Source organism: Pseudomonas sp. SG20052 (assembly GCF_031766055.1).
GTDB lineage: Bacteria > Pseudomonadota > Gammaproteobacteria > Pseudomonadales > Pseudomonadaceae > Aquipseudomonas > Aquipseudomonas mandelii.
Window position 1 is genome coordinate 1,888,313 of sequence record NZ_CP134498.1, and the last position, 21,350, is coordinate 1,909,662.

General features: G+C 50.8%; 20 protein-coding genes. 16 read left to right on the plus strand and 4 right to left on the minus strand.

What is annotated here, in order from left to right; all coding sequences use genetic code 11:
• Position 1 precedes the first annotated feature (1 nt).
• From RHP74_RS08605 to fabF, 13 genes are all read left to right on the plus strand, one after another.
• The gene (locus RHP74_RS08605) at positions 2 to 1,282 is read left to right on the plus strand and encodes an O-antigen translocase (RefSeq protein WP_311098873.1); all 1,281 of its coding nucleotides are present in this window, start codon (positions 2 to 4) and stop codon (positions 1,280 to 1,282) included.
• Positions 1,275 to 2,240 (plus strand): glycosyltransferase family 2 protein, encoded by a 966-nt coding sequence (locus tag RHP74_RS08610; protein WP_311098875.1) that lies wholly within the window; start codon positions 1,275 to 1,277, stop codon positions 2,238 to 2,240. Before RHP74_RS08605 ends, RHP74_RS08610 begins: the two co-directional genes overlap by 8 nt.
• 98 nt (positions 2,241 to 2,338) lie before the next feature.
• Complete coding sequence (locus RHP74_RS08615; RefSeq protein ID WP_311098877.1) at positions 2,339 to 3,547, plus strand: hypothetical protein; 1,209 nt, start codon at positions 2,339 to 2,341, stop codon at positions 3,545 to 3,547.
• 20 nt (positions 3,548 to 3,567) lie between these two features.
• On the plus strand, positions 3,568 to 4,707 hold the full coding sequence (locus RHP74_RS08620; protein ID WP_311098878.1) for an NAD-dependent epimerase/dehydratase family protein: 1,140 nt from the start codon (positions 3,568 to 3,570) through the stop codon (positions 4,705 to 4,707).
• Positions 4,708 to 4,717: 10 nt separating this feature from the next.
• Entirely contained in the window at positions 4,718 to 5,278 is a 561-nt protein-coding gene (locus RHP74_RS08625; RefSeq protein ID WP_311098880.1) for a DapH/DapD/GlmU-related protein, read from the plus strand.
• A 1-nt stretch (position 5,279) separates the two neighbouring features.
• Positions 5,280 to 6,284 (plus strand): hypothetical protein, encoded by a 1,005-nt coding sequence (locus RHP74_RS08630; RefSeq protein WP_311098881.1) that lies wholly within the window; start codon positions 5,280 to 5,282, stop codon positions 6,282 to 6,284.
• A gap of 32 nt (positions 6,285 to 6,316) precedes the next feature.
• Positions 6,317 to 7,327, plus strand: coding sequence for a glycosyltransferase family 4 protein (locus RHP74_RS08635; protein ID WP_311098883.1), 1,011 nt, complete (start codon positions 6,317 to 6,319; stop codon positions 7,325 to 7,327).
• 142 nt (positions 7,328 to 7,469) lie between these two features.
• Positions 7,470 to 9,467 carry a nucleoside-diphosphate sugar epimerase/dehydratase gene (locus tag RHP74_RS08640; protein ID WP_311098884.1) on the plus strand — a complete coding sequence of 666 codons (1,998 nt, stop codon included), beginning with the start codon at positions 7,470 to 7,472 and terminating at the stop codon, positions 9,465 to 9,467.
• 59 nt (positions 9,468 to 9,526) lie between these two features.
• Complete coding sequence (locus RHP74_RS08645; RefSeq protein WP_311098886.1) at positions 9,527 to 11,527, plus strand: acyltransferase family protein; 2,001 nt, start codon at positions 9,527 to 9,529, stop codon at positions 11,525 to 11,527.
• 224 nt (positions 11,528 to 11,751) lie between these two features.
• Complete coding sequence (locus tag RHP74_RS08650) at positions 11,752 to 12,879, plus strand: acyltransferase (RefSeq protein ID WP_311098889.1); 1,128 nt, start codon at positions 11,752 to 11,754, stop codon at positions 12,877 to 12,879.
• Positions 12,880 to 13,084: 205 nt separating this feature from the next.
• Complete coding sequence (locus RHP74_RS08655; protein ID WP_311098890.1) at positions 13,085 to 13,420, plus strand: helix-hairpin-helix domain-containing protein; 336 nt, start codon at positions 13,085 to 13,087, stop codon at positions 13,418 to 13,420.
• 557 nt (positions 13,421 to 13,977) lie between these two features.
• The gene (locus RHP74_RS08660; RefSeq protein ID WP_311098892.1) at positions 13,978 to 14,772 is read left to right on the plus strand and encodes an SDR family oxidoreductase; all 795 of its coding nucleotides are present in this window, start codon (positions 13,978 to 13,980) and stop codon (positions 14,770 to 14,772) included.
• A 32-nt stretch (positions 14,773 to 14,804) separates the two neighbouring features.
• On the plus strand, positions 14,805 to 16,079 hold the full coding sequence (fabF, locus tag RHP74_RS08665) for a beta-ketoacyl-ACP synthase II (protein ID WP_102594024.1): 1,275 nt from the start codon (positions 14,805 to 14,807) through the stop codon (positions 16,077 to 16,079).
• Here fabF and RHP74_RS08670 read toward each other — a convergent pair.
• Complete coding sequence (locus RHP74_RS08670) at positions 16,076 to 16,633, minus strand: TetR/AcrR family transcriptional regulator (RefSeq protein WP_010461651.1); 558 nt, start codon at positions 16,631 to 16,633, stop codon at positions 16,076 to 16,078. The genes fabF and RHP74_RS08670 overlap by 4 nt on opposite strands.
• 176 nt (positions 16,634 to 16,809) lie before the next feature.
• Here RHP74_RS08670 and RHP74_RS08675 point away from each other — a divergent pair, with 176 nt between their 5' ends.
• Together RHP74_RS08675 and RHP74_RS08680 are read left to right on the plus strand one after the other, a co-directional pair.
• On the plus strand, positions 16,810 to 17,463 hold the full coding sequence (locus RHP74_RS08675; protein WP_311098895.1) for a GntR family transcriptional regulator: 654 nt from the start codon (positions 16,810 to 16,812) through the stop codon (positions 17,461 to 17,463).
• A gap of 15 nt (positions 17,464 to 17,478) precedes the next feature.
• Positions 17,479 to 18,330, plus strand: a complete 852-nt coding sequence (locus tag RHP74_RS08680) for a DUF1989 domain-containing protein (RefSeq protein WP_077747932.1) — start codon at positions 17,479 to 17,481, stop codon at positions 18,328 to 18,330.
• A 92-nt stretch (positions 18,331 to 18,422) separates the two neighbouring features.
• Here the strand turns inward: RHP74_RS08680 and RHP74_RS08685 are convergent, their stop codons facing one another.
• From RHP74_RS08685 to rfbC, 3 genes are all read right to left on the minus strand, one after another.
• Positions 18,423 to 18,590, minus strand: coding sequence for a DUF2897 family protein (locus tag RHP74_RS08685; RefSeq protein ID WP_010461642.1), 168 nt, complete (start codon positions 18,588 to 18,590; stop codon positions 18,423 to 18,425).
• Positions 18,591 to 18,715: 125 nt separating this feature from the next.
• Positions 18,716 to 20,080: an ethanolamine permease gene (eat, locus tag RHP74_RS08690; protein ID WP_311098899.1), complete on the minus strand. Its 1,365-nt coding sequence runs from the start codon at positions 20,078 to 20,080 to the stop codon at positions 18,716 to 18,718.
• Between the two features lie 303 nt (positions 20,081 to 20,383).
• Positions 20,384 to 20,929: a dTDP-4-dehydrorhamnose 3,5-epimerase gene (gene rfbC / locus RHP74_RS08695; protein ID WP_311098901.1), complete on the minus strand. Its 546-nt coding sequence runs from the start codon at positions 20,927 to 20,929 to the stop codon at positions 20,384 to 20,386.
• Between the two features lie 325 nt (positions 20,930 to 21,254).
• On the opposite strand from rfbC, the gene kdpF reads away from it, so the two are divergent.
• A complete protein-coding gene (kdpF, locus tag RHP74_RS08700) occupies positions 21,255 to 21,344 on the plus strand; it encodes a K(+)-transporting ATPase subunit F (protein WP_007899818.1) in 90 nt (29 codons plus the stop codon).
• Positions 21,345 to 21,350: the final 6 nt, after the last annotated feature.

Below are 21,350 nucleotides of genomic sequence, written 5' to 3' on the forward strand. Positions count from 1 at the left end.
TATGACTCTTATAAAAACCAGTTTGCTTAATAGCATCGCTGTCATTATAAAAATGTTGACACTACTAGGCATAAATAAAATTCTTGCTGTGTACGTCGGGCCAGCTGGTTATGCATCTCTTGGACAGTTTCAGAATGCTGTCCAGATGATAACCACTTTCGCCAGCGGTGCGATAAATACTGGTGTTACTAAATATACCGCCGAGTTTCATGCCGACGAGTCTAAGCAGCAACAGGTCTGGCGGTCGGCGGGAACCGTTGCTCTAATTGGCTCAATAATCACGTCTGTGTTCATCGCAATTTTCAATGAACAGCTTGCGAGTTGGTTTCTAGGAAGCACAGAGTTTGGCGGGGTCTTCCTATGGTTTGCCGTGACGCTTGTATTGTTTACATTCAATACGCTTTTGTTGTCCATACTAAATGGTAAAAAAGAGGTGTTGTTGTATGTAATAGCCAATATAGCAGGAAGCTTGTTTGCGTTGGCTGTAACAAGTGTTATGGCGATCCAGTTTGGATTGTATGGGGCGTTGGTTGCTCTTGCTGTGTATCAGTCAATCACTTTTTTTGTAACATTAGGTCTGTGCTACAAGGCGTCGTGGTTCAAAATTTCTTATCTAGTTGGCCAGGTAGATAAAGCGACGGCAATTAATCTTTCAAAGTTTGCTGCCATGGCTCTGACGTCGGCGGTAAGCGTGCCGGTCAGTCATATTCTCGTTCGAAATCATTTAGGTATGACGTTTGGATGGGAGGCTGCGGGTTACTGGGAGGCGATATGGCGACTGAGTACGGCCTATCTCATGGTAGCAACAACAACACTCAGTGTTTATTACTTGCCCAGGCTGTCGGAGCTTAAACACCCGGTTGAAATAAGGCGGGAAATTTTTCAGGGATATAGAATTGTTTTACCCATCTCCGCTCTTTGCGGTGTTTTGATTTATTTGCTTCGCGATTTTATAATTGAAGTCCTTTTTACCAAAGACTTTGCTCCAATGCGTGAATTATTTGCATGGCAGATGCTGGGCGATACTTTCAAGATTGGCAGTTGGATACTGGCTTATTTAATGTTGGGCAAGGCCATGTTTAAGTTATTTATTGTTTTTGAGATTATTTCAGCAGCTGGCTTTGTTTTGCTTACTCATATTCTTACTTCGAAATACGGACTTGAGGGCGTAGCTATCGCTCATGCAGCCATTTATGTCATTTATTGGCTTTTGGTATGGCGCGCAACAGCACCCTTGATGTCTACCAAACTTTGCGCGTCAAAAGGAAATTACTGTGACTAGTTGCTGTCCTAAAGTTTCGGTGCTGATTGTTTCATACAATCAAGAGGATCTTATTGGTGAGACGATTGAAAGCATTGTTTCCCAAGGTTACGAAAATCTTGAAGTGGTGGTTGCTGATGATGCTTCAACTGATAATACGCGGGAAGTTATACGTGAGTATCAGGCGCGGTACCCATCAATAATTAAACCCGTATTCAATCCTGTTAATTTAGGTGTAACGGGCAATTCAAATGCTGCCTTTCAAGCCTGTACAGGTGAGCTACTAGCAATCATGGGCGGGGATGATCTGTTTTTGCCGGGTAAAATAAAGGCGCAAGTTGCCTTGTTTGAGGATCCTGATGTTTCGTTGTCCTATCATCCTGTCGAAGTTTTTGTTCATCAGACGGGTGAAATACTCTTCGTCACCAATACAACGGAAAAAGAACGAATAAACGATGTTTATGACATGATCGCAAAGTGTGGTGTGCCTGGTGCATCCTCTTTGATGGTGAGGCGTTCTTCCTGTCCTGAGTATGGTTTTGATCCGAGCTTTCCCGTGGTTTCTGACTGGTTGTTTTCTATCGAGGTCGCATTAAGAGGTCAAGTAAAGGAGTTGGCTGGTGTGTACGGCAAGTATAGGAAGCATGGCCTCGGAGCTAGCGAAAGGACATTCGAGCTTTTGGATGAGTCTCTTCGAACAATTGATGTCATTAGTCGGAGGTTCCCGACCGATGAAAAAATGAAAGCTGCATGTCGTAAAGGTCGGCAGCGTTATCTACTGGGCGAACTTTTCCGCCAAGTAGTAAAAAAGAACGTCGAAAAAATTAAGAGTCTTGAACGTTATTTTTTGGTCGACACAAACGGTTTGAAGCGTTCTTTGACAAAAATAATGTTTGCGCTTTTAGGTCAGAAGTTTGTATTGCAGTTGATCTCCGCACCACTAGGTGGACTCAAGAACTCCCTTAAAAGGAAGGCGTAGACGTTACGAGGCGCTAGTTGGCGCCTTATATGTTTCGTATGGGGTTAAGTCACACAGTGTGGCTTGTGTGATGTGCTGGATTTTTTGGAGGAAGGTCTGTGCTTCGTGTTCTAGAGTTCAGAAATATTTATTTGTTGCCTATTCTTGCTATCGCATTGTTTTATGTGGTTCCTGCGTTTTTGGGCATAATAATTGGCGAGAACAGCTACGCTTTTGAGCTGTTTTTTTTGTCAATAAGTAGTGTCTTTATTTATTTTTTTTCATATAAAGTATTCTGTGGTCATTGGTTTACCGCGCTATATAACTCAGTATTAAAAATTCGCATAGGGTTGGATTTTTTTTCCTGGTTTATCCTCGCTATTTATTTTCTGGTTATATTTTATGCTTGCCTTACTGCACCCGATATCGCGTTATTCGCCGCGATTAAGGGGGTTTCTCTAACCGAAATTTCGGGTCTTCGAGAGGAGTTTCTACGTACCCGTGAGGGCTGGGAGCGAGGGTTGCTATATATATATGCCATTTGCGTATCGTCGCTCGTCCCTCTTGTCATTGCTCAAATGTTTGTCGCCAAGTCGAAATGGCGTTTTTATGTTCTCTTTGCATTTCTGTTTTCATTGGCGTTGACGTTGGAGAAGGGGCGTGCGCTGGTTGCCATGCTTCCGCTAATAGTGATATTTGTTAATCTTGGAAACCGAAAAAAAGCGTACATGATTGCGTTTTTTCTAGTTGTATTAATAGCTATTGTTAGCCTTGTCGCTCGGGGTGGACTGGCTTCAAGTGAAAATGAGGGTGATGCAAATCCGTTGTCTGGAGTGCCGGACGAATACAACCTGTTCGCGGGAGAGACGTCTCAGTTTTACTACATCGTCAATAGGGTCTGGTACATTCCATATGCTACGGCGATCGACTGGTTGCGATACAGAGTCGTGAAACTGAATGATGAAAGTACCGTCGGCAAGTCGATTAGCGCGGTCGCATGGCTCACGGGTGAGGAGAGGGTAAGTCTGGAGCAGGACGTCTTCACCTTCCAGTGGGGGCAAAATGAAACGGGGACCGGCACTGCAAATACTGTCTACTATGTGGATGCGTTTCTTACTTTTGGTTATTTTGGCGTTTTCCTCTACTCCCTTTTGCTAGCTTTCTGTGTTCGAGTATGCGTGTGCTCCAGGAACAAAGCACTTATAGCTTGTCTGGCAATTTCAGTTTATTATGTCTGTTTTAACTCGTTGTCTGCTGTGCTGTTTAGTGGTGGGTTAGGGTTCATATTTTTGTTGGCGTTGTTTTTTAGAATAAGCGACGCTAAATAATTTAGTGCTATGGAGTGGTTATGTCTAAGTTGATACTGGTAACAGGCGGTGCGGGATTCATAGGATCTCACCTCATACCAAAGTTGATTTCGGCTGGTTATAAGATCCGTGTGCTTGATTCGCTTTCTTCTCAAGTTCATGGGGTTTTACCCGAAGGGCTGGATTGGTTGCGTTCTGAGCATATTGATTTCATTCGCGGTAGCGTTACCAATCGTGACGATTGGTCGCGGGCGCTTCAGGATGTTGATGCTGTCGTACACTTGGCCGCAGAGACTGGAACCGGGCAATCGATGTATGAAGTTGCTCGTTATAACGAAGTTAACTCGCAGGGTACTGCGCTGATGTTTGAGGTGCTCGGTAAACATTCCGGTCATCACGTAAAGCGCGTCGTTTTGTCTTCTAGTCGTTCCGTCTACGGTGAAGGCGCCTACCTGAGTCCAGCAAAGGGCAACGTTCGCGTTTGTCCTGATGCGCGGTCCGGAAAGGCGTTAGGTAGCGCCGAGTGGGAGCCAGTTTGCCCGGACCTTGGCACTCCATTGCAATTGGTTCCAACCTTGGAAACTGACAAAATTGCGCCTTCGTCTATTTACGCTGCTACTAAATATGCTCAAGAAGACCTGGTGCGCATCGGTTGCCAGTCAATGGGGATTGGCTATTGTATTTTCAGATTACAAAATGTCTATGGAGAACGGCAATCTTTGAATAATCCCTACACAGGGATTTTGTCGATTTTTTCTACGAAAATTCGTCGAGATAGTGAATTACCTCTTTTTGAAGATGGTAATGAAAGCAGAGATTTTATTCACGTAGATGATGTTACAGACGCCCTGTTAGCAGGTCTCGTTATAGAGAGAAGCCCAGACGCAATCATTAACGTGGGTAGCGGTGTCGCGACTTCAGTTAGAGAGGTCGCTGAGGAGTTGTCGCGAGCATTTGGTAAAGAGCCGAAAGTTGTAGTGACAGGCCAGTTCCGAATTGGTGATATTCGTCATAATTATGCAGATATTGACCGATTGAAACAACTGCTGAACGTTACACCGAAAGTATCGTTGAAAGAAGGCTTGCGCCTCTTTGCCGCTTGGGTAGAGCAGCAACCGTTACCTGAAGACCAGCTCGAGCGGGCAAATCAAGAACTCCGTGACCGAAAGTTGATGAATTAAGGATTGATCGATGGAAAAGCAAGAACCGGGATTGCGCCAACTGTTGGTGATGGATGTTCAGCGTCATCGGGAGTTGTTCGGCAGTCAGCCGCTGGAGTCTAAAGTTAAAGTTTGGTTAAGTATGTTTTCTCCTAGGTTCATCCCGGTTTTGCTTTGCCGATTGGCGTATAAGTCTCACACATTAGGCGCCGGCGTTCTCGCCCGTATGTTTTCCTTACTTAACTTCTTGCTGTTTGGTATTGAGATTGCTACGACGTGCAAGATTGGCCCAGGTCTTTTTTTTCCCCACACGCATGGCACCGTTATAGGCGCCGTCAGTATTGGTAAAAATGCCATCATCTACCAAGGTGTCACTTTGGGCGCCAAGGATCTGGATTTTACCTACGATGCAGCTCATCGCCCTATAGTCGGTGACGATGTATTTATAGGGGCGGGTGCCAAAATATTGGGCGGATTAACTATAGGCGATAATGTCGCTGTAGCCGCTAATGCTGTTCTATTGGAATCTGCGCCTGATGATGTCGTTGTCGGGGGGGTTCCAGCCAAAATAATTAAGTACCGGAAAGTCTAGCGTGAAGTATTCTCTGGAAGGAAAAAAAGTTCTTTATGTCGCGCCAAGATTCTTTGGCTATGAGACTGAAATAAAGAACGAGTTGGTTCGTAGAGGTGCGGAAGTAGATTTTCTTTTAGATCGACCCTTTGATACTCCTCTTCTGAAAGCTATTACACGATTGCGCAGAGAGTGGGTCATTGGTGCTGCTGATCGATATTATCAGGCGCAACTCGACGAACTGGGAAGTGCCGAATACGACTACGTCCTCGTGGTGAGTGGTCAAACATTGTCATGTGGAACGCTTGCGTTGTGGCGGGAAAAATATCCCCGTGCGCAATTTTTACTTTACATGTGGGATTCATTTGCCAATCGGCAATGGGCGCTGGACAATTTACAGTATTTCGATCACACGTTTTCATTTGATCGCAATGACTCCGAGAAGTACAACTTACATTTTAGGCCACTTTTCTTTTCGACGGGTTTTGAGGCTGAGCAGAAACAACCTCCTGAGTTTGATGTGAGCTTTATCGGCACAGCTCATTCCGATCGCTACTCAGTGGTTTCCAAGGTAAACAAGGCTCTAGGGAGTAGTCTTCGTAAGTATTGGTATTTGTATTTGCAGGCGAAGTGGGTTTTTTGGGTTTATTTGTTGTTAAACCGGACTTTTCGCGGGGCGAAACTTTCGGACTTCAGGTTTGATCCCCTAACGAAGTCAACGGTTCAAAGTGTATTTTTTTCGTCGAAAGCGATACTGGATATTGAGCATCCAAAGCAAACTGGTTTAACGATGCGAACCCTTGAGACTACGGGGGCAAAAAAGAAGTTAATTACAACCAATCAAAATGTGAAGGATTACGATTTTTACCTGGAGCAGAACATCTGTGTAATTGACCGACACTCGCCTTCAATTCCAAGTTCTTTTTTTCAAACGCCTTACTTGGACTTGGATCCTGAGGTCTATCAGCGCTATCGTCTCGAAGGCTGGTTGGATGAACTACTGTCTGTAGTCAACAAATCGGCGTAATTTAGTTATTTGATGTAATAGGGAGTTTTCCAATGTCGTGGTGGCTGTTGATTTTTGTGCTGGTGTTTTCTTATGTGCTGACAGCCCTGCTGCGCCGATATGCCTTGGCGCGTAACTTGATGGATGTTCCCAATCAGCGAAGTTCGCACTCTGCGCCAACACCACGTGGCGGCGGAGTTGCAATTGTAGTTGGTTTTATTCTTGCCCTCTCGCTGCTTTTCTTTAATGATGTTGTTGCTTTACATGTCTACTTGGGCATTAGTGTCGCGTGTGGCTTGATTGCGATAATCGGCTTTTTAGATGATCACGGGCATATACCAGCCAGATGGCGACTTATTGGACATTTTTGTGCCGCAGCGTGGGGGTTATACTTCTTAGGCGGTTTACCTCCGATTGTTATTTTTGGCTGGACCGTTAGCCTTGGTATCGCAGGTAATATACTCGCCGCGTTTTTTTTGGTCTGGATGTTAAATCTTTACAATTTCATGGATGGAATTGATGGGCTGGCCAGCGTTGAGGCAGTTACCACATGTTTTGGCGGAGCGCTCATTTACTATCTTGCTGGTGCTCACGACAATATTTTGCTGATTTTAGTTCTTGGGTTTGGAGTCTTAGGCTTCTTGGCTTGGAATTTCCCCCCCGCTCGGATTTTTATGGGCGATGCAGGAAGCGGCTTCCTGGGGATCGCACTAGGCTTTTTTTCGTTGCAAGCAGCAATAGCGGCGCCGGAACTGCTTTGGAGCTGGCTCATTTTGCTGGGCGTATTTATCATCGATGCAACCGTCACATTGTTACGCCGACTGCTTCGGGGGGAGAAGGTTTACGAGGCTCATCGCAGCCACGCATACCAATACGCTTCTCGTCAGTTTGGTAAGCATCTCCCTGTTACGCTGGCGGTTTTGGTTATCAATTTAATTTGGCTGCTTCCCATTGCCATATGGGTCGGGGTTGGAGGGCTCGATGGCGGGCTCGGCCTGTTGTTGGCTTACACACCGCTGATCTTTTTGGCGCTGAAGTACAAGGCTGGCGTGAGGGACAACTGACGAAATCCCATCGACCTTCGTCGAGAAAGCTGAAGCATCTGCTGTGAAAATTGTTATCTTAGGCGGGTGGATAGCCTGGAAATCCGGGCACAAATAAATCTATACAGGTTTCAGTTGCCGTTGCTGTTGAGGTTTTTTAAGGATGATTAGTAGATTGCGGAATTGGTTGTTGCAACTTCCTCGCCGTCAAAAGCGATTTTTGCAGGTTTTGACTGATATCATTTTGGTCTGGATAGCTCTTTGGTTGGCGTTTGTCGTTCGGTTAGGTCTGGACGATATGATAAATCCACTAAAAGTCCATACTTGGCTATTTCTCTGTGCGCCCGTAGTCGCCATTCCCTTATTTGTCCGCTTTGGCATGTACCGTGCGGTTATGCGCTATTTCGGTAACGATGCTTTGATTGCCATTATCAAGGCGGTCAGTCTTTCCTCACTGATTTTGGGTATTGCCGTCTATTGGTACAGTAACCATCAAACCGTAGTTCCGCGTTCGATTATTTTTAACTACTGGTGGCTGAGTATGGTCATGATCGGTGGTTTACGGTTGGCGATGCGGCAGTACTTCATGGGTGATTGGTTCGCGGCAGTGCGCCATGTACCTTTTGCTAAACAGGAAGATGGGCTAACGAAAGTTGCTATCTACGGTGCTGGCGCTGCAGGGAATCAACTTGTAGCAGCATTGCGTATGAGCCGTGTCATGCGTCCTGTGGCCTTTATTGACGATGATAGTAGTATTGCTGATCGTGTAATCTCCGGTTTGCAAGTATTCAAACCTAAACATATCCAGCAAATGATTGAGGTCACAGGTGCACAAGAGATTTTGCTTGCTATTCCCTCGACGACCAGAGCACGGCGACGTGAAATTTTAGGTTATCTTGAAGGTTTCCCTCTTCATGTACGTAGTGTGCCCGGTTTTATGGACCTGGCCAGTGGATTAGTTAAAGTCGATGATATCCAGGAAGTGGATATTGCCGACTTATTAGGACGAGATTCGGTTCCCGCCAACGAAGAACTGTTGGAACACTGCATCAAGGGGCAATGTGTTCTTGTCACTGGAGCAGGAGGTTCCATCGGTTCTGAACTGTGTCGACAAATCCTGGCGCTTGGGCCGACAACGTTATTGTTGTTTGAACACAGCGAATTCAATCTTTATAGTATTTTGTCTGAGCTTGAGCAGCGCGTTACACGCGAGTCCCTACCCGTCAAACTTTTACCTATTCTGGGGTCCGTGCGCAACCAGAACAAACTTCTTGATGTTATGAAAACCTGGCACGTCGACTCTGTCTATCATGCCGCCGCGTACAAGCATGTGCCAATGGTTGAGCACAATATTGCCGAAGGGGTTTTGAATAATGTCATTGGCACACTGAATACAGCACAAGCCGCGCTACAGTCTGGTGTGTCGAGTTTCGTCTTGATTTCGACCGACAAGGCCGTACGTCCTACCAATGTTATGGGCAGTACTAAACGTCTTGCCGAATTAACACTTCAAGCCCTGAGTCGCGAGATCGCTCCGGTGCTTTTTGGGGATAAGTCAAATATTTCCAGAGTTAACAAAACTCGCTTTACCATGGTTCGCTTCGGCAATGTTCTGGGCTCTTCCGGTTCTGTAATCCCTCTTTTTCACAAGCAAATCAAGTCGGGCGGGCCGCTCACTGTTACTCATCCAAAGATTACTCGCTATTTCATGACAATCCCTGAAGCTGCTCAACTCGTAATTCAAGCAGGGTCAATGGGACTCGGTGGTGATGTATTTGTGTTAGATATGGGCGCGCCGGTCAGAATCGTCGAGTTGGCCGAGAAAATGATTCATCTTTCCGGGCTCAGTGTCCGATCCGAGAAGAATCCTCATGGCGATATAGCTATTGAGTTTACCGGGCTCCGCCCTGGTGAAAAATTGTATGAGGAGTTGTTGATAGGCGATAACGTAGTCGCCACTCAGCATCCAATGATCATGAGTGCGAACGAAGATTCATTATCATGGGATGTTCTTAAGTCAAGTCTGACAGAACTACTGGTTGCCGTGCAAGGCGATGACTACACCAGGGTTCGTCAGATATTGCGCGAAACAGTGAGTGGCTACGCTCCGGATGGTGAAATTGTAGATTGGATTTATCAACAACGGCGATTGGACCCTTAAGGTTTGGTGTTCTCTAGCAAGTTGGAATAATTTTAAAGACGCACGGCGCAGCGAGCTATATGTCATCGAAAACAGGTATTAAAGATTTCCGGCTTGATATCAACGGGTTGAGGGCTTGGGCGGTTGTGGCCGTCGTCCTTTATCATTTTGGAGTGTTAGGCTTCGGTGGTGGATTTGTTGGTGTTGACGTCTTCTTCGTCATTTCCGGCTACTTGATGACTAATATCATCATCACAGGCCTGGAGAGTGGCACGGGGCTATCGGTTTTCACTTTCTACGTTGCTCGAGCAAAGCGTATCGTTCCTGCGCTGGCTGTGTTGTGTATAACTCTATTAGTCATTGGTTGGTTTTTTTTACCAGCGTTTGAGTATTCGGCACTAGGTGTTCAAGTAATCAGTGCTTTGGGTTTCTTTTCTAATATAAAGTTCTGGCGAGAAACCGGGTATTTTTCAGACACGGCTCAGGACCAGTGGTTGCTTCATACATGGTCGCTCTCTGTCGAATGGCAATTTTATTTAATCTTGCCATTGTTTCTATGGGCTTTGTGGAAAGTTAGCCCAGGCCGAAGATTTGCTAGTGTAGTGATGTCGCTCGTTTTTTTTGCATCGCTCGTGCTATGCATCTACCTGTCACCTATCAGTCAAGCCGCGTCTTTTTATCTACTACCGACTCGAACCTGGGAAATGTTGGCGGGTGGGCTTGTATATCTGTTTGCAAACAGATTTATGCTTTCTGATCAGCTGAAAAAATTTTTTGAAGTTGTTGGTTTTGTATTGATCATCAGCTCGATCCTGCTCTTTGATACGAATAGCAATTGGCCGGGTTGGCGTTCTACCTTGCCGGTTCTGGGTGCAGCTTTAGTACTCTTGGCGGCTCAAAGATCGTCCATTTGGACCGGGACCGGTCTCGCTCAATGGCTAGGGAAGTGTTCGTACTCTCTGTACCTCTGGCATTGGCCGATTGTGGTGGCGTTTGTCTATTTGGAGCTTAAGGGTAACGTTTTAGCTACGATCTTTGGACTGGCCTTAACGACCATTCTGGGCTGGATTTCTTACGAGTTTGTCGAAAACAAAACACGCTCTGGCCTTGGGCGATTCAGGCCGTTAACCAGCGCCGCAATAGTTGCTCTATTCACACTGGTTATAGCGATATCGGGCCTGGTTATTAAGCTGAACTCAGGAGTAATAGGGCGTGTTCCGGCCCGTACGGACTCTGTTTATCTGGAAGCCACAGATAGAAACCCCCGGCTCGTTGAGTGTTTCATGGTGAGCAACAAGCCAGTTCCAGGGTGTACCTATGGCGGGGAAAAGCTGGGGGCTATCGTAGTGGGTGATAGTCATGCAGCCTCTATCATGAGGGCTGTGGAGAAAGCACTTCCGAATAAGGATCTTCACGTACTTGACTGGAGCCTGAATGCTTGTCCGACCGTAATGGGTATCAAAAGCACGAAAGATGGGGATCATTGCGGCGTTTTCATTAATTGGGTACTCAAGCAGCAAGAAAGCCTACCAGCCAATGTTCCTATTATTATTATGAACAGAGTGTCATTGTATTCCGAAGGGCCCAACGAGCCTGGAGAGGAAAGCGAAGTTGAGGTGCCTGCCTATTATTACGATAAGCCGTTTCTTGCGCGTACACCTGAATATAAGAGCGCTATTCGCAAAGGCATCATCGATACAGCTTGTGCGCTCGCAAAAACGCGTCCGGTATTTATGGTTCGTCCTGTACCGGAAATGAAAATTTCCGTTCCGAAAGCTATGGGGCGAGCGTTAATGCTAGGTAAAGAACGGGATGTATTTGTTCCTTACGATGAGTACCAGCGACGTAACGCGTTTGCTTGGGACACTCAAGATGCGGCAATGGAGCAATGCGGGATAAAAATCCTCGATCCTACGCCATATTTTTGCCAGGAAGGACGTTGCGAAGGGGCCAAGAACGGACTGCCAGTCTATTATGATGATGACCATCTCAGTGAGTATGGCAGTAGCTTCCTTATTCCGATGTTCTCACAAATATTCAAAAACAAATCTGTCCTCTCTTCAGAGGAACATAAAGAATAATACGCTTGTTGTTTTAGAGGCAGGTATAATTTGGAGGTGGCACAGACCACCTTCATCTTCTCTAAAATACATATCAACAGCCCTGGATTTTGGCATTTGATTTGATTCTATCCTTTTTCTGTAACACCGGCTCCTCTGCGTGACCGCAGGTGACCATGCTTTTTGATTGAGCGATAATTATTACTGACAAGTATTATCCAGAGCGTTAATTCCAGGAGCTCTCAGTGAAGCAAGAATCCGAAATACTTTCCCTAACTGGTTTGCGCTTCATTGCGGCACTTTACGTTTTCTTATTTCACATACAGATCCGTTGGCCTATCACAAATATCCCTGTTTTAAAGAGTGTTTTTGAGCAGGGCGCAATAGGGATGAGCGTTTTTTTCATACTCTCCGGATTTCTCCTTGGGTACCGCTATATTGGTAGTGACAGCACTATAAGAGACTATCTGATCAATAGGTTTGCACGAATTTATCCGGTCTATATGGTGGCGGCGATTAGTACTTTGCCTTGGATGGGAATTAATTTTGGTGCTGAAAATACTTGGTTGGAAGTGGGCAAATTAGCATTTCTTGTGGTGTCGAATGTTTTTCTGGTCCAGGCATGGTTTCCTCAGTTGTTTTCCTATTGGAATGATAGTGGTAGTTGGTCTATTGCTGTTGAGGCGTTCTGTTACGTGGTGCTGCCTTTTGTCCTTCCAGGGATGGCGAAGTTAACGTTGAAGCAACTCGGAGCGGTTGCTGCCTTATGTTGGTTGTTTGCAGTAATGCCAGGAATATCCATCCTACTATTTAGCACACCATCATTTCCGATGTTTTACGCTATGCCCTTGTTCAGACTTCCTGAGTTTTTGTTGGGCGTTTGTGCACTTTTGGCCATGAGGCAAGGATTGTCAGTACGATTCAGTGGTGTACTCACTGTTTTATTACCGTTGATCTTGTTTGCGTACATTGGGTACTACGGTGCGGTAATGCCGATGTATGTCGGGCATAATTGGATAGTTCTGCCAGTCATTTGCTTGATGATTGTTGCCCTGTCATCTGGTAAAGGACCGGTTGTGTGGTTGCTTTCAAGTAGGCTGTTCGTTTGGCTTGGAAAAATTAGCTACTGCTTCTATTCTATGCAGGCATTGTTGTTATTTGCGTTGACCAGCTATCATGATCGTCTTGTTTCAATATTCTCCATTTTAGCCAGCGGAAAGGCTTTGGCAGGCGCTACCCTTCTATTCCTCATCGGCCTGTCTGCTGTTTGTTATTATTTAGTCGAAGAACCATGTCGTCGATGGATCAAGGGGCGGCATGGCCGTTCAAATCTCAAAAGTATGAGTAAAAGTCACGTTGATCCCGTTTCTTGAAATGAATTGTATAGTCTCACCTCGGTATCGAATGATTATTAGCAAGAGTTCCGATTTCAATCCATTTTTATTGACTGTGCAACGGGATGTGTACTGTTTCACATCCTGTAACTCGTTCATTTTTGACACTCGGCTCCCATGATCTAGATTTGGGAGGCAGCTTAGGAAAAGCTGCTTCTTCCAAACATTTCATGGAGCATCATATATGCGTACGGGTTTTTTCTACTCTCTGATTTTTGCACTGCTCACCAGCGCTTCTATCGCGGTAGTTGCCGCGCCAGTACCGAAGACCGAACCTGTCAATACGGCGAAGGAGATGTCAGCAGAAATCAATGAGCCAGTAGTCAGGGTGGATCTGAACAGTGCGGATGCGGCGACGCTGCAGCGCGAGTTGTCTGGAGTCGGAGAGGCCAAAGCCAAGGCCATTGTTGCGTATCGTGAGGGTAATGGGCCATTTTCGTCGGTGGACGAACTACTGGAAGTCAAGGGCATTGGAAAAGCGATTCTAGATAAGAATCGCGAAAAGCTCGGGGTGAACTAAACGTGTAGCTCTACACCAGAGGCCGGTCATTGACCGGCCTTTTTTGCATTGCGAGCTACGCATGGCGCGTGGCCAGGCTTCTTCAAGCTGACCTTGAGTAAGCGGCCACTTGAAGTGCTTGATGGCGGGGGGGCGTCACAGGCATGGCATCAATGGGAGCAGCCCCGACGAGGGCGCGCAACCTGGTGAGTCTAGAATTCAACCAAGGACGGGCCACCCATCGGCGTCCAATGTTCAAGGTCCATGTGTAACTCGGTCGCCACATCAATGATTGCTGCCGAAGAAGCTGTGGGATCGAATTGGGCTAGTCTCGATACTGGACACGATAAACCAGCTGAGTCGCACAACCAGAATCGTGCACAGAACCGTACGTGATCGGACTGTGTTGTGAAGCCGCCTCCTACTTGATTATGTGTAACGGGCGGTGTCGTACCTTTCATTGATATTTGAAAAATTACGACTATCATATTGCAAGAAAATTATGCATATAATAATTTCTCAACCCTCCGAAGCGCTAAGGCACTTTCTCCCAATTGCATCCTCCCAGGAGCACGCTCATGAATTCTGTCCAGCCCCAAGGAACCGCCCTCGTCACCGGAGCCTCCTCCGGAATCGGCGCCATCTACGCTGAGCGGTTGGCGGCGCGTGGTTTTGATCTGTTGCTGGTCGCTCGCGACGAGGAACGCTTGCAGGCAGCGGCGAGCAAGTTGCGCGCCGAGCATGGTGTCCAGGTCGAAGTGCTCAAGGCAGACCTCACACAAAAAGATGACGTTCTGAAGCTCGAACAGCGTCTACGCAGCGATTCGAGTATCAGCCTGCTGCTGAACAATGCCGGTGTCGCAACGGATGGTCTGTTGGCCAATTCCGACATGGACCAGATGGAAAAGCTGATCCAGCTCAACGTCACCACCGTCACGCGCCTGGCATCGGCAGCGGCCGCCGCTTTCGCAAAGGCTGGCCGTGGCACGATCATCAATATCGCCTCGGTAGTGGCGTTGTTTCCTGAGCGATTCAACGCGACTTACAGCGCGAGCAAGGCTTATGTGTTAAGTCTGAGCCAGTCGTTGAACGCGGAACTGGACGGTACCGGGGTCAAGGTCCAGGCCGTGTTGCCAGGCGTAACACGCACCGAAATCTGGGAGCGCTCCGGTATCGACGCTACTCAGATTCCCGCAGACATGGTGATGGAAGCCGGGGAGATGGTCGATGCGGCATTGTCCGGTCTGGACCAGGGTGAGCTGATCACCATTCCATCGTTGGCGAACGCCTCCGAGTGGGATGACTTTGTAAAAGCTCGTCTGGTGATGGCCCCGAATCTTTCCAAAAGTACGGCCGCCACGCGTTACAAGTGAGGCGTCTTCAATCGGCTTGAGGTAATTGCGGTATGAGTAATCGTCGAGTGGTTGTAACGGGCATGGGCCTGGTGTCCCCGCTGGGTAGCGATGTCGAGGTGGTATGGGGGCGCCTGTTGGCTGGACGCTCCGGGTTGCGTCAGTTGCCTGACGAAGTGGTCGCTGATCTGCCGGCCAAGGTCGGCGGCGCGGTGCTCTCCATGACGGAAGATCCCGAGGCGGGTTTCGACCCGGACCGGGCGACGCCGCCCAAAGAGCAGAAAAAAATGGACCGCTTCATTATGTTTGCCATGGAGGCCGCGCGCCAGGCGGTGGAGCAGTCCGGATGGCAAGCGCAAGACGCTAATGGTCAGGAGCGCACCGCGACGATTATCGGCTCGGGCGTGGGTGGTTTCGGCGCAATTGCCGATGCGGTCCGTACAACCGACAGCCGCGGTCCGCGACGTTTGTCGCCATTTACCATTCCTTCCTTTCTGGTCAACCTCGCGGCCGGTCATGTGTCGATCCAGCATGGTTTCAAAGGCCCGCTGGGTGCTCCGGTGACAGCGTGCGCGGCCGGGGTCCAGGCGATTGGTGACGCCGCGCGGCTGATTCGTTGTGGTGAGGCGGATATCGCCGTGTGCGGGGGCGCGGAAGCCGCGATCGATCGGGTCAGCCTCGCCGGCTTCGCGGCTGCGCGTGCCTTGTCCAGTGGTTATAACGACACCCCGGAGCGTGCCTCTCGGCCATTCGACAGTGGTCGTGATGGTTTCGTGATGGGGGAAGGTGCTGGCCTTCTGGTGATCGAATCGCTTGAACATGCCCTTGCCCGTGGGGCTCAGCCCTTGGCCGAACTGGTCGGATACGGCACCAGTGCCGATGCCTATCACCTGACTGCCGGCCCCGAAGATGGCAGCGGCGCGCGTCGGGCAATGTCGCTGGCCCTGGCCCAGGCGGGCATTTCTGCCGCACAGGTGCAGCATCTCAACGCTCACGCCACCTCGACCCCGGTTGGGGACCTTGGAGAATTGGCGGCCATCAAGTCATTGTTCGGTTCGGACAACAAGATCGCGGTGACATCGACCAAGTCCGCCACCGGGCATTTGCTGGGGGCGGCGGGCGGGATTGAGGCGATCTTTACGCTGTTGGCGATCCGCGATCAAGTCGTGCCGCCCACCCTCAATTTCGAAAACCCGGACCCGGCGGCGCAAGGCGTGGACATCGTCCACGGTCAGGCGCGGCCGATGGCGATCGAATATGCACTGTCCAATGGCTTCGGGTTTGGCGGGGTCAATGCCAGCGTGCTCTTCAAACGCTGGCAGGATTAATCCCAGGGCTGTTTGAGAAATTCGCGTGTCACGTCGAGAATCCGCTGGGCCATCTCCGGATTCTCGACACTGCGCGACAACAACAACGCCCCGACCAGGGCCGACATAATGAAGATGCTGCGGTCGGCCGCATCTTCGCCTTCAAGCGTGCCTTGCACTTGTTCCAGCCTCGAATTGAGCACCACGTCAGAGGTCGGACTGGGTTGTCCGCGCAAGCCAAGCTCCGAGGACATGGTCGGCAGCGGGCAACCCTGATCGGGTGACGTCTGGTGCCATTCAGACAGATAGGTGTCGATGAATGCTTCCAGCGGGTGCTCCTGCGCGAACAGCTCGGCGCAGATGGCGTCGCACTGTTCGCCGGCGGCCTGCAGGGCCTTTTCCACCAGTTCGTCCTTGGACTTGAAATGCGAGTAGAACCCGCCGTGGGTCAGCCCCAACGCTTTCATCAGGGGTTGCAGGCCGGTCGCGCCAATACCGTCGCGGCGAAATCGCGCCGATGCTTCCTTGATGATGCGTTGATGGGTCTGGGCTTTATGGTCCTGCGAGTAACGCATCTGAAATCTCCGCAACAATGCGCCATCTTAACCAATGAAAATGGGATGGTGACTGTACTTCTACTTCTAAAAAGCATGCAGATGCGACCAACTTCTTCCTGCCGCATCGATTCAGCTGGCACGAATAGTGATTACTTGTCAGCTGACGATTGTTGAACAATCACGAGGCGATGAGCATGAACAGTGGACTGTCCCTGGCCGATCACATCACATTGGAGTTGCGCGCCGACATCATAGGCGGTCGCCTGCTGCCTGGTATGGCGCTGGTGGAAAACGAATTGGTGTCTGCCTACAACGCCTCCCGTAACACCATTCGTGAAGCGTTGCATCGCCTGGGGCAGGATGGACTGACCCGTTACGTGCGCAACAAGGGCGTGATGGTGCGCAGGCTGGGTCAGGATGATGTTCGGGATTTGTTCAAGGTCCGGCGTACCCTGGAACTGCAAGCCATCAGCGTGACCCCGCCATTGCGCGATGATCAATCGGGCCGGATGCTCGAGGCGCTGGAGGCCACCGAGCTGGCCCGGGAACGCGAGGACTGGCGCGCCGTCGGCACCCACAGCCTGGCGTTTCATCAACACATCGTCGGGTTGCTGCGCAGCCCATTGTTCGATGAGTTTTTCACCAACGTTGTTGCGCAACTGCGCCTGGCGTTCTGCGCCGCGCCCGATGAATCACGTTTTCAGGCGCCCTGGCTGGCTCGCGACCGGCAGATCCATGACTTTCTCGCTGAGGGCGACAAGCGCGCCGCCGCAGACGCCATGAGCGCTTACCTCGATGACTCTGAACACCTTCTGTTGCGAATGCTTGCCCCAACCCCCCATCACTGATCGAGGATGTGTGCCATGTACAAAGACTATCCGGCGGCCTATCAAGTCAGCAAAGGCTCGGCCTTGCAGGTGGACAAAGCCTTCTACGAACGGATTCGCGACACCAGGGAAGGCCGCACGCTGATCGAGCAGTTTGAAGTGCCGATCCGCACCGGTCGCGCCTGGAACGTGCCGGCCGGGCACGTGTTTCGTGTGACCACGCCGGTCGGCCCGCAAGTCGGCGACTTCAACGTCTGGAACGCCAACGACCCGCGCGAGCGTTTGTGGGCGGCGCGGACCCGGCAACTGCAGGGCGCCCATGTCAGCACCCATGACCGGCTCTGGTCGAACCTGCCTTTTTTACGGCCGCTGGTGACCATCACCGACGACAGCCTGGCCGATTACGGCATCGATGAACATGGGGGGCGTTTGCACGATTTGCTGGGTACGCGCTGCGATCCCTATGTGAACAAAATGCTCACCGGCGAGGACTTCCATCATCACTGCCACTCCAACCTGACGCGCGCCGTGTTGCCCCATGGCCTGACCGAGTTCGACGTGCATGACGTGCTGAACATTTTCCAGTGTACGGGCCTGAACCACGACGACATGTACTTCATGAAGGCCTGTCCGGCGCAGAAGGGCGATTACCTGGAGTTCTTTGCCGAGATCGATCTGCTGTGTGCGCTGTCGACCTGTCCGGGAGGGGACCTGTCACTGGCCATGTGGGGGCCGGATGCGCAGGATCCGCTCAGCGTCTGTCGCCCGCTGGGCGTGGAGATTTATCGGTTGGAGGATTCATTGCTCGAGGGCTGGAGCCAGCCTGAACGGGCTGCGTATAAAGGGCTGCATGGCTTGCACATCGCCAAGGCCGACTGGGAAAAATAATCGGACGTAGGAGCGAGGCTTGCCCGCGAAGGCGTCCCTGAGATCGCCTTCGCGGGCAAGCCTCGCTCCTACAGAAGCTGTTCAGCAGTTTTTTAGCGGTCCTGCGCATCCTTGGCGTCCGCTTCCGCGTTGCGTTCCGCGACACGTTTACGTTGCTCTTCGGTCAGTTCGACCTTGTTGGCAGTGTCACGCAGCATCATCAAACCACCAACGATCGAGCCGATTGCAACGACCAGAATCAACCAGGCATACCAGGGCATAGGGCTCTCCTTGAGGGCAGGCCGATTGGCGGGTTTCGCCAATCGATCGTGCATACCACTTTGAGCGATTTCATATCGCGGTGGTTCCATTCTATGCCTGATCTGTCGGTAACACCTGAGACCATTCAGAGTCCGGTCAACATCGCGTCGGCCGGTGCATCCGCGCGCAATTGCGCGGTGAGCATGAAGTACACGAAGCCCACCGCCATGAAGCCGAGGAAGATCAAGCCGATCAACGTGTTGAACCAGGCCATCGCCACCAGGCACACCACCGCCAGGATCAACGCAATCATCGGCACCAGCGGGTAGCACGGCGCGCGGAAGGTGCGCTCCAGGTTCGGTTCGGTTTTACGCAACTTGAACAGGCTGAGCATGCTCATGATGTACATCACGATTGCGCCGAACACCGCCATGGTTATCATCGCCGCGGTCAGCGTCATGCCACCGAGATTGATCAGACCATCGCTGTAGATCGCCGCGATACCGATTACGCCGCCGGCAATGATCGCCCGATGGGGTGTCTGGAAGCGCGACAGTTTGGCCAGCGACGCCGGCAGGTAACCGGCGCGGGCGAGGGCGAAGAACTGCCGCGAGTAGCCGAGGATGATTCCGTGGAAACTCGCCACCAGGCCGAACAAGCCGATCCACACCAGCATGTGCAACCAGCCCGAGCTTTCGCCGACCACGGTTTTCATGGCCTGTGGCAGCGGGTCGTTGATGTTCGACAGGGTGCGCCAGTCGCCGACGCCGCCGGCGAAGAACATCACGCCCATGGCCAGCAATACCAGGGTCAGAATGCCGCTTATGTAGGCCTTCGGGATCGTACGTTTCGGGTCCTTGGCTTCTTCGGCCGCCATCGCTGCGCCCTCGATGGCGAGAAAGAACCAGATGGCGAATGGAATCGCCGCGAACATTCCGGCAATCGCTGGTGCCCCGAACACATCGGAGCCGGCCCAGCCATTCAGGGCAAAGTTGCTGAAGCTGAAGGCCGGCGCGACCACGCCCATGAACACCAGAAGTTCCGCCACGGCCAATACGCAGACAACCAACTCGAAGGTCGCGGCCAGTTTCACGCCGAGAATGTTCAGGCCCATGAACACGATGTAGGCGCCGACCGCTGCGTGCTTCGGGTCGAGGGCCGGGAATTGCACATTCAGGTAAGCGCCGATAGCCAAGGCAATCGCCGGCGGGGCGAAGACGAACTCGATCAGCGTCGCCAACCCGGCGATCAATCCGCCTTTCTCGCCAAAGGCGCGGCGGCTGTAGGCAAAGGGGCCGCCAGCATGGGGAATCGCCGTGGTCAGTTCGGTGAAGCTGAAGATGAAGCAGGTGTACATCGTGGCGACCATGAACGAGGTCACCAGGAATCCGAGTGTCCCGGCCACGCCCCAGCCGTAACTCCAGCCGAAATACTCACCGGAAATCACCAGCCCGACCGCAATGCCCCACAGGTGCAACGTGCCCAGCGTGGGTTTGAGTTGTGTGTTCATGCGTTTGCTCCCTGAACGGTTTGGACAGCTTCGGGGAGGGCGTTTGCAGTGGGCGTGCCAGTGTTGCAACGGCAGTCGTTATGGATGTAAAGCCGTCGCATTGGAGATGGTTGTTGCTGGATGTGTCTTGGTTGTGCGCCAGTAAGGGGCGTTATTACCTATCTTGCCGCCTTCGCGAGCAGGCTCGATTCCACAGGTAAATGATGTCCTCTGGGCTGGCGCGTTCCAGCTGTGGGAACGCGGCTGCTCGCTAAGACGGAGGCAATCTCAAATTAAAGCGCCTGACAGAACAGATATCGAGATTCAGGAAAAAACCTCAGCATCCTTGAAGAATGCCGCAGCCTGATCCTTCCCGGACAGTTGCGGAGCTTCGTCCAATTGCCAATCGATGGCCAGATCCGGGTCATCCCAGCGGATGCTACGTTCGGCAGACGGGGTGTAGTAGTCAGTGGTTTTGTAGAGAAACTCGGCGAATTCGCTCAACACCACAAAACCATGGGCGAAACCTTCAGGCACCCAGAGCTGGCGATGATTGTCGGCGGACAAGCGCACCGCAACCCATTTGCCGAAGTGCGGCGAGCTGCGACGGATGTCTACGGCGACGTCAAGTACTTCGCCAGCGGTTACGCGAACCAGTTTGCCTTGGGTGTTTTCCAACTGGTAATGCAGGCCGCGCAATACGCCTTTTAGAGAGCGTGAATGATTGTCCTGAACGAATCGGGTATCCAGACCAGTCGCCAGTTGAAAGGCCTTGGCATTGAAGCTCTCATAAAAAAAGCCGCGATCGTCACCAAAAACCTTCGGTTCGATAATCAGAACACCGGGTAAATCGGTGGTAACAATATTCATGGTTTCTCCTGCACGGGGTTTCGGGGCCGACATTCTTGCTCAAACCGCGACCGGACGCGAGCGGCAGAGGTGCTTAGTTGGTCGGGCAGTTGCGTGGGCCAGCCATGCTCCTCTAGTCAGGCCGGGCTCCCAAGAAGCCCTCAAATCCGTTAGAGGAAAGTCTTGTTCGCGAAGCAGTTCGTACGAACACCGCTGTAACAAAGCCATAAACCCACTCTTTACGCTTTCTTTATGCACAGCCAACACCCTCGGTCTCGTTCCTTTACAGCCTCCCTGCCGACAATGACTCCACACGCGGCAATACGCCGTAACACGGAGAACTTCCATGAGCGTTCTGGACGGGGTGTCACTGCTATTGGCAGTGGGGCTGTTCATTTATCTGTTGGTTGCGCTGTTGCGCGCGGACCGGAACTAGGAGCGG

Excerpts from the sequence above, each read along its gene's own strand:
- RHP74_RS08605 (WP_311098873.1), top strand. The coding sequence starts at position 2 with ATGACTCTTATAAAAACCAGTTTGCTTAATAGCATCGCTGTCATTATA.
- RHP74_RS08620 (WP_311098878.1), top strand. The coding sequence starts at position 3,568 with ATGTCTAAGTTGATACTGGTAACAGGCGGTGCGGGATTCATAGGATCT.
- RHP74_RS08625 (WP_311098880.1), top strand. The coding sequence starts at position 4,718 with ATGGAAAAGCAAGAACCGGGATTGCGCCAACTGTTGGTGATGGATGTT.
- RHP74_RS08635 (WP_311098883.1), top strand. The coding sequence starts at position 6,317 with ATGTCGTGGTGGCTGTTGATTTTTGTGCTGGTGTTTTCTTATGTGCTG.
- RHP74_RS08640 (WP_311098884.1), top strand. The coding sequence starts at position 7,470 with ATGATTAGTAGATTGCGGAATTGGTTGTTGCAACTTCCTCGCCGTCAA.
- RHP74_RS08645 (WP_311098886.1), top strand. The coding sequence starts at position 9,527 with ATGTCATCGAAAACAGGTATTAAAGATTTCCGGCTTGATATCAACGGG.
- RHP74_RS08655 (WP_311098890.1), top strand. The coding sequence starts at position 13,085 with ATGCGTACGGGTTTTTTCTACTCTCTGATTTTTGCACTGCTCACCAGC.
- RHP74_RS08660 (WP_311098892.1), top strand. The coding sequence starts at position 13,978 with ATGAATTCTGTCCAGCCCCAAGGAACCGCCCTCGTCACCGGAGCCTCC.
- fabF (WP_102594024.1), top strand. The coding sequence starts at position 14,805 with ATGAGTAATCGTCGAGTGGTTGTAACGGGCATGGGCCTGGTGTCCCCG.
- RHP74_RS08670 (WP_010461651.1), bottom strand. The coding sequence starts at position 16,633 with ATGCGTTACTCGCAGGACCATAAAGCCCAGACCCATCAACGCATCATC.
- RHP74_RS08675 (WP_311098895.1), top strand. The coding sequence starts at position 16,810 with ATGAACAGTGGACTGTCCCTGGCCGATCACATCACATTGGAGTTGCGC.
- RHP74_RS08680 (WP_077747932.1), top strand. The coding sequence starts at position 17,479 with ATGTACAAAGACTATCCGGCGGCCTATCAAGTCAGCAAAGGCTCGGCC.
- RHP74_RS08685 (WP_010461642.1), bottom strand. The coding sequence starts at position 18,590 with ATGCCCTGGTATGCCTGGTTGATTCTGGTCGTTGCAATCGGCTCGATC.
- eat (WP_311098899.1), bottom strand. The coding sequence starts at position 20,080 with ATGAACACACAACTCAAACCCACGCTGGGCACGTTGCACCTGTGGGGC.
- rfbC (WP_311098901.1), bottom strand. The coding sequence starts at position 20,929 with ATGAATATTGTTACCACCGATTTACCCGGTGTTCTGATTATCGAACCG.
- kdpF (WP_007899818.1), top strand. The coding sequence starts at position 21,255 with ATGAGCGTTCTGGACGGGGTGTCACTGCTATTGGCAGTGGGGCTGTTC.